Raw genomic sequence first — 5508 nt, forward strand, 5'->3', positions numbered from 1 at the left:
ACTTTCTTTTTTCCGAAAAGAAAGTAGGCAAAGAAAGCGGACTGCCTGGCCGGCAGGGGCAGAAACATTGGGGTTGCTGGTTGTCGGTGGTTTCGTCGTGGGGGCCGTGGTTTTGCTGGCATCCTGCCGTTACCGGTGCGCGCGGCCACTATCCTGTGGGTGGCGTCCGATTCGTGGTGGCGCTGCATGATGGCGGCGGCCCAGGTAGTTCAAGCTGCTGCCGCGACCGGGGCGGATGGGCACGTCCTAGGAGCGGCACTGGTTTCGTGGTGGGCGCGGCGGCCCCTATTTGAGCTCAGTGCCCAATGGCATCCGCTTAAGAGGTAACCCAGCGCGGACCTGTCAGAAATTTTGTGTTTAGGGCATAACATGCCGCCAAGGAGCATGTCATGCCACGCAAAACCAAGACGAGCCAGGCCGCCGACCGTGAGCTGCACACCATCCCCGAGGACTTGATCGCCCATTTCGTGAAGGGCCCGATGACTGCCGAGGCGGTCCAGGACGCTTCGATGGCGTTCAAGAAGGCCCTGATCGAACGAGCTTTGGGCGCTGAGCTAGGCCATCATCTGGGCTACTCGCCCGGCACCGAGCGTCCGGCCGGCACGGCCAACCAGCGCAACGGCAGGAGCGCCAAGACCGAGCTGACCGAAGACGGCCCGCGGCGCGTAGACATCCCACGCGACCGCGACAGCAGCTTCGATCCGATCCTGATTCCCAAGCACGAGCGGCGCTTCACCGGGTTCGATGACAAGATCATCGCCGTGTATGCCCGTGGCATGACCGTGCGCGAGATCCGCTGACACCCGCGCCCCGGTCCACCGCGCCCACCACGAAACCACGAGCGTGCTACGTCGTGGCCGCTTAAGCCGGTAACGGCAGATGGCCGGACAAGCAGTGTGTTCGGCATCATAGGTCTGACCCTGAAACTACCGCGACCGGGGCGGATGGGAACGGCATGGGAACGGCACTGGTTTCGTGCCCGGTGGCCCCCGCGCGGGATTACCCGCTGACACCCGCGCCCCGGTCCACCGCGCCCACCACGAAACCACGAAACCACGAGGGTGCTATGCCGTGGCCGCTTAAGCCGGTAACGGCAGATGGCCGGACAAGCAGTACGCCCGCCATCATAGGTCTGACCCCGAAACCACTGTCGCCAGCAAGATCGCGGCCGCCCGCCCCGGTAACGGCAGGATGCAAGCAGAACCAAAAACCCCACGACGAAACCAGCAACACCGGGAATCCCAATGTTTCTGCCCCTGCCGGCCAGGCAGCCCGCTTTCTTTGCCTACTTTCTTTTCGGGGAAAAGAAAGTAGGTCGCTCCGGGGGAGCGAAAGCCTTTGACGTTGATGTTGATGTTGACTTTGAAGCACAAGCGCCAGCCCACAAACCACAAACCACAAACAGCATCAAACGCAAAAAACCTCAGACATCGAAGCAAAAAAGCCAAACCGAATCCGCCCCCGCCCCCCACCGACAATCCAAAAAAAAGCGGCAGATGCCAAAAACCACATCCACCGCTTCTCACTACCTCCCTCCACCAACCATCAACCCGGAATCTTCCCCTCCACGCCTTCGACGTAGAACTTGATGCCGTGCAGGAAACCGTCGTCGGCGACCTGGTCCTTGGCCAGTTGATCCTTGCCGGTGTTGTCCTTGAGCGGACCCTTCCAGATCGGCGCCGAGCCGTCGGCGATGCCCTTCTTGCGCWCTTCCACCAGGGCCTTGACGTCATCCGGCACCACGGCGTTGAAGCCCTTCAGGTCGATCATGCCTTCCTTSASGCCCCACCACGTGGTGCTGTTCTTCCACTGSTTGKYCAGCACGTCKYCCACCACCTTGTTGTAGTAGACGCCCCAGGAGATCACCGAGGCAGCCAGGTGCGCCTTCTCGCCGAACTTGCTCATGTCGCTGTCCCAGCCGAAGGCGTACACGCCCTTTTCCTGCGCGGTCTGCACCACGGCGGCGGAGTCGGTGTTCTGCATGAGCATGTCCACGCCCTGGCCGATCAGSGTSGTSGCSGCTTCKCGCTCCTTGCCCGGATCGAACCAYTTGTTCACCCACACSACCTTGACCGTGGCCTTGGGATTGACGCTGCGCGCGCCGAGGGTGAACGAGTCGATGTTGCGGATCACCTCGGGGATGGGCACCGATGCCACCACGCCCATCTTGCCGGTCTTGCTCATCTTGCCGGCGACCACGCCAGCCAGGTACGCGCCTTCATACGTGCGCACATCGTACTGCGCAAGGTTGTCCGCGGTCTTGAAGCCGGTAGCGTGCTCGAACTTCACGTCCGGGAATTCCTTGGCCACCTTGAGCATCGACTCCATGTAGCCGAAGGTGGTGCCGAAGATCAGCTTGTTGCCCTGCGCGGCCAGGTCGCGGAACACGCGTTCGGCGTCCGCGGCCGATTCCGGCACGTTCTCGACGAACGAGGTCTTCACCTTGTCGCCGTACTTTTCTTCCACCGCCTTGCGGCCGGCGTCGTGCGCATAGGTCCAGCCGGCATCACCCACGGGCCCGATGTAGACGAAGGCGACCTTGAGCGGCTCGGCCTTCTGCTCGGCGGCGGGGGCCGAAGCGGGCGCGGCGCTTTCCGCCGGCTTTTCGGCTTCCTTCTTGCCGCAGCCAGCCAGGGCCAGCACGGCGGTGGCAGCGAGGGCCGCCAGGGTTTTCCTGCGCGTGACGATCATGATTTCTCCTTGAAATGACCTTGCTACTGATTTTTTTGATTGAGGGTGCAACTATGGCTCTGAATCGCTAAACGAGGCCGGATGCGGCAGGGCCGCGCGTGGATGGCGCCGCGGGGGCGCGATCCACGCGAACAGGACGCGGCTGGCCGGGTCAGGCGACACCCGGGCGGAACGGCTTGCCCAGCGACGCCGGCATGTTCAGGCGGATCCACGCCGGGTTGCGCGAGATCAGTGCCAGCACCACGATGGTGGCGGCGTAGGGCAGCATCGACAGGATCTGCGATGGCACCGCCACGCCGATGCCCTGCAGGTAGAACTGCAGGATGGTGACGCCGCCGAACAGCCACGCGCCGGCCAGCACCCGGCCCGGGCGCCAGGTGGCGAAGGTGGTCAGCGCCAGCGCGATCCAGCCGCGTCCGGCCACCAGGTTCTCCACCCACATCGGCGTGTACACCAGCGACAGGTAGGCGCCGGCCAGCCCGCAGCAGGCGCCGCCGAACAGCAGCGCGCCGAAGCGGATCATGCGCACCGGGTRGCCCAGCGCGTGCGCCGACTCCGGCGATTCGCCGATCGCGCGCAGGGTCAGCCCGGCGCGCGTGCGGAACAGGAACCACGCGATGGCCGCGCACAGCAGCAGGCTGAAATACACCATCCAGTGATGCTGGAAGAAGGCCGGGCCGAAGAACGGGATATCGGCCAGGCCGGGGATCGACCTGGCCTGCGAAGGCATGGCGTAGCCGACGAAGCGCTGGCCCATGAAGGCCGACAGGCCGGTGCCGAAGATCGACAGCGCCAGGCCGGTGGCCACCTGGTTGGTGGCCAGCACCAGCGCCAGCCACGAGAACAGTGTGGCCATGGCCATGCCGGCCAGTGCGCCGGCGGCGAAGCCGATCATCGGCGACTGGGTCTGGTAGCCGGCCATGAAGCCGACCGCGGCGGCGACCAGCATCATGCCTTCGGCGCCGAGGTTGAGCACACCCGAGCGCTCGTTGATGAGCAGGCCAAGCGCGGCCAGCAGCAGCGGCGTGCCGGCGTTGATCGCGGTGGCGATGAGAGGGGCGAATTGTTCCATGTGTCGGGGGCTCTCGCTCAGGCGGCCTTGGCGCGCCAGCGCAGGCGGTTGTCGATCAGCGTGTCGCTGGCCAGCAGGAAGAACAGCAGCATGCCCTGGAACACCGAGCCGATGGCCGAGGGCAGGCCCAGGCGCGACTGCGCCATTTCGCCGCCGATGTAGAACAGCGACATGACGATGCCGCCGAACACGGTGCCCACCGGATGCAGGCGGCCGACGAAGGCCACGATGATCGCGGTGAAGCCATAGCCGGGCGAGATCGACGGCAGCAACTGGCCGATCGGGCCGGTCACCTCGAAGGCACCCGCCAGGCCGGCGGTGCCGCCCGAGATCATCAGCGCGCTCCACAGCGAGCGGCGCGCCGAGAAGCCGGCATAGCGCGCGGCCGCCGGCGCGGTGCCGCCGACCTGCAGGCGGTAGCCGGCGAAGCTGCGGAAGACGAAGACCGTCATCAGCACCACCAGCACCAGCATCACCGCGAAGCCCGCGTGCAGGCGCGAGCCCGACAGCAGGTTGGGCAGCAGGAACTCGGACGAGAACACCTTGGACTGCGGGAAGTTCATGCCGTTGGGATCCTTGAGCGGACCATTGACCACGTACAGCATCAGCTGCTGCGCGATATAGGTCAGCATCAGCGACACCAGGATCTCGTTGGCGTTGAACTTGTCCTTGAGCGCGGCCGTGAGCGAGGCCCAGAACATGCCGCCGGCCACGCCGGCCAGCGATGCCAGCACCAGCACCACGGTGCCGTTGACGCCATTGCCGGGCACGTCGAAATACAGCACGGTGGCGCCGGCGAAGATGCCGCCCAGGATCAGCTGGCCGTCGGCGCCGATATTCCAGATATTGGCGCGGTAGCACACCGACAGGCCAAGCGCGCACAGCACCAGGGGCACGGTCTTGAGCAGCACCTCGCCGATGGCGCGGCGGTCCTTGAGCGGATCGACCAGGAAGACCTTGAGCGCGGCCATCGGGTCCTTGCCGAGCAGCAGGAACAGCAGGGCGCCGAACATCAGCGTCAGGGCCAGCGCGATCAGCGGCGAAGCATAGGCCATGCGGCGCGAGGGCAGCCCGCGCGGCGCCAGCGATACGGGCGAGCGGAGCAGGAAATCAGCCATGGAGCACGGCCTCCTGTTGTTCGCGCTGCCCGCCCGGGCCACCTTCCCACAAGCCGCTCATCCACAGGCCGACCTGTTCGCGCGTGGCGTCCTGGGTCGGGATCRACGGCGACAGCCGGCCCTTGGCGATCACATGCAGGCGGTCGCAGATGGCGAACAGCTCGTCGAGCTCCTCGGACACCACCAGCAGCGCGCAGCCGGTGGCCTTGAGGGCCAGCAGCTCGTTATGGATCTGCGCCGCGGCGCCCACGTCCACGCCCCAGGTAGGCTGGGCCACGATCAGCACCTTGGGGCCGCTTTCGATCTCGCGGCCGACGATGAATTTCTGCAGGTTGCCACCCGACAGGCTCTTGGCCAGCGCCTCCGGCCCGCTCGCCTTGACGCGGAAGCGGCCAATCACGGCGTGGGCCAGCCCGGCCGCCGCCTTCGGCGAAATCATGCCGCGCCGCACGTACGGCGCGGACTGGTGCGACAGCAGTGTGTTGGCGGCCAGGCTCATGCCCGGCACGGCGCCGCGGCCCAGGCGCTCCTCCGGCACGAAGGCCAGGCCGGCGCGGCGGCGCGCGCGCGCGTCGAGGCGGCCGACCGGCTTGTCGTCGAGCAGCACGGCGCCGCGCTCGGCACGCA

General features: G+C 66.1%; 5 protein-coding genes and 1 pseudogene. 1 reads left to right on the forward strand and 5 read right to left on the reverse strand.

The features are described from left to right. Positions 1-389 precede the first annotated feature (389 nt). A pseudogene (locus AC1DO7_RS38905) lies at positions 390-797 on the forward strand (transposase); the annotation flags it as partial. A 327-nt stretch (positions 798-1124) separates the two neighbouring features. Here AC1DO7_RS38905 and AC1DO7_RS38910 read toward each other — a convergent pair. From AC1DO7_RS38910 to AC1DO7_RS38930, 5 genes are all read right to left on the reverse strand, one after another. After that, positions 1125-1526 carry a hypothetical protein gene (locus tag AC1DO7_RS38910; protein WP_441612462.1) on the reverse strand — a complete coding sequence of 134 codons (402 nt, stop codon included), beginning with the start codon at positions 1524-1526 and terminating at the stop codon, positions 1125-1127. Between the two features lie 19 nt (positions 1527-1545). Next, positions 1546-2691, reverse strand: coding sequence for a BMP family ABC transporter substrate-binding protein (locus tag AC1DO7_RS38915; protein WP_477117393.1), 1146 nt, complete (start codon positions 2689-2691; stop codon positions 1546-1548). Between the two features lie 151 nt (positions 2692-2842). Continuing rightward, entirely contained in the window at positions 2843-3763 is a 921-nt protein-coding gene (locus AC1DO7_RS38920) for an ABC transporter permease (RefSeq protein ID WP_477117394.1), read from the reverse strand. Positions 3764-3780: 17 nt separating this feature from the next. After that, positions 3781-4881: an ABC transporter permease gene (locus tag AC1DO7_RS38925; protein ID WP_441612459.1), complete on the reverse strand. Its 1101-nt coding sequence runs from the start codon at positions 4879-4881 to the stop codon at positions 3781-3783. Beyond that, the coding region (locus AC1DO7_RS38930; RefSeq protein ID WP_477117395.1) for an ATP-binding cassette domain-containing protein at positions 4874-5508 on the reverse strand (635 nt) is incomplete at its 5' end. The genes AC1DO7_RS38925 and AC1DO7_RS38930, both read right to left, overlap by 8 nt.

It is taken from the genome of Cupriavidus sp. 05N40, assembly GCF_056397305.1.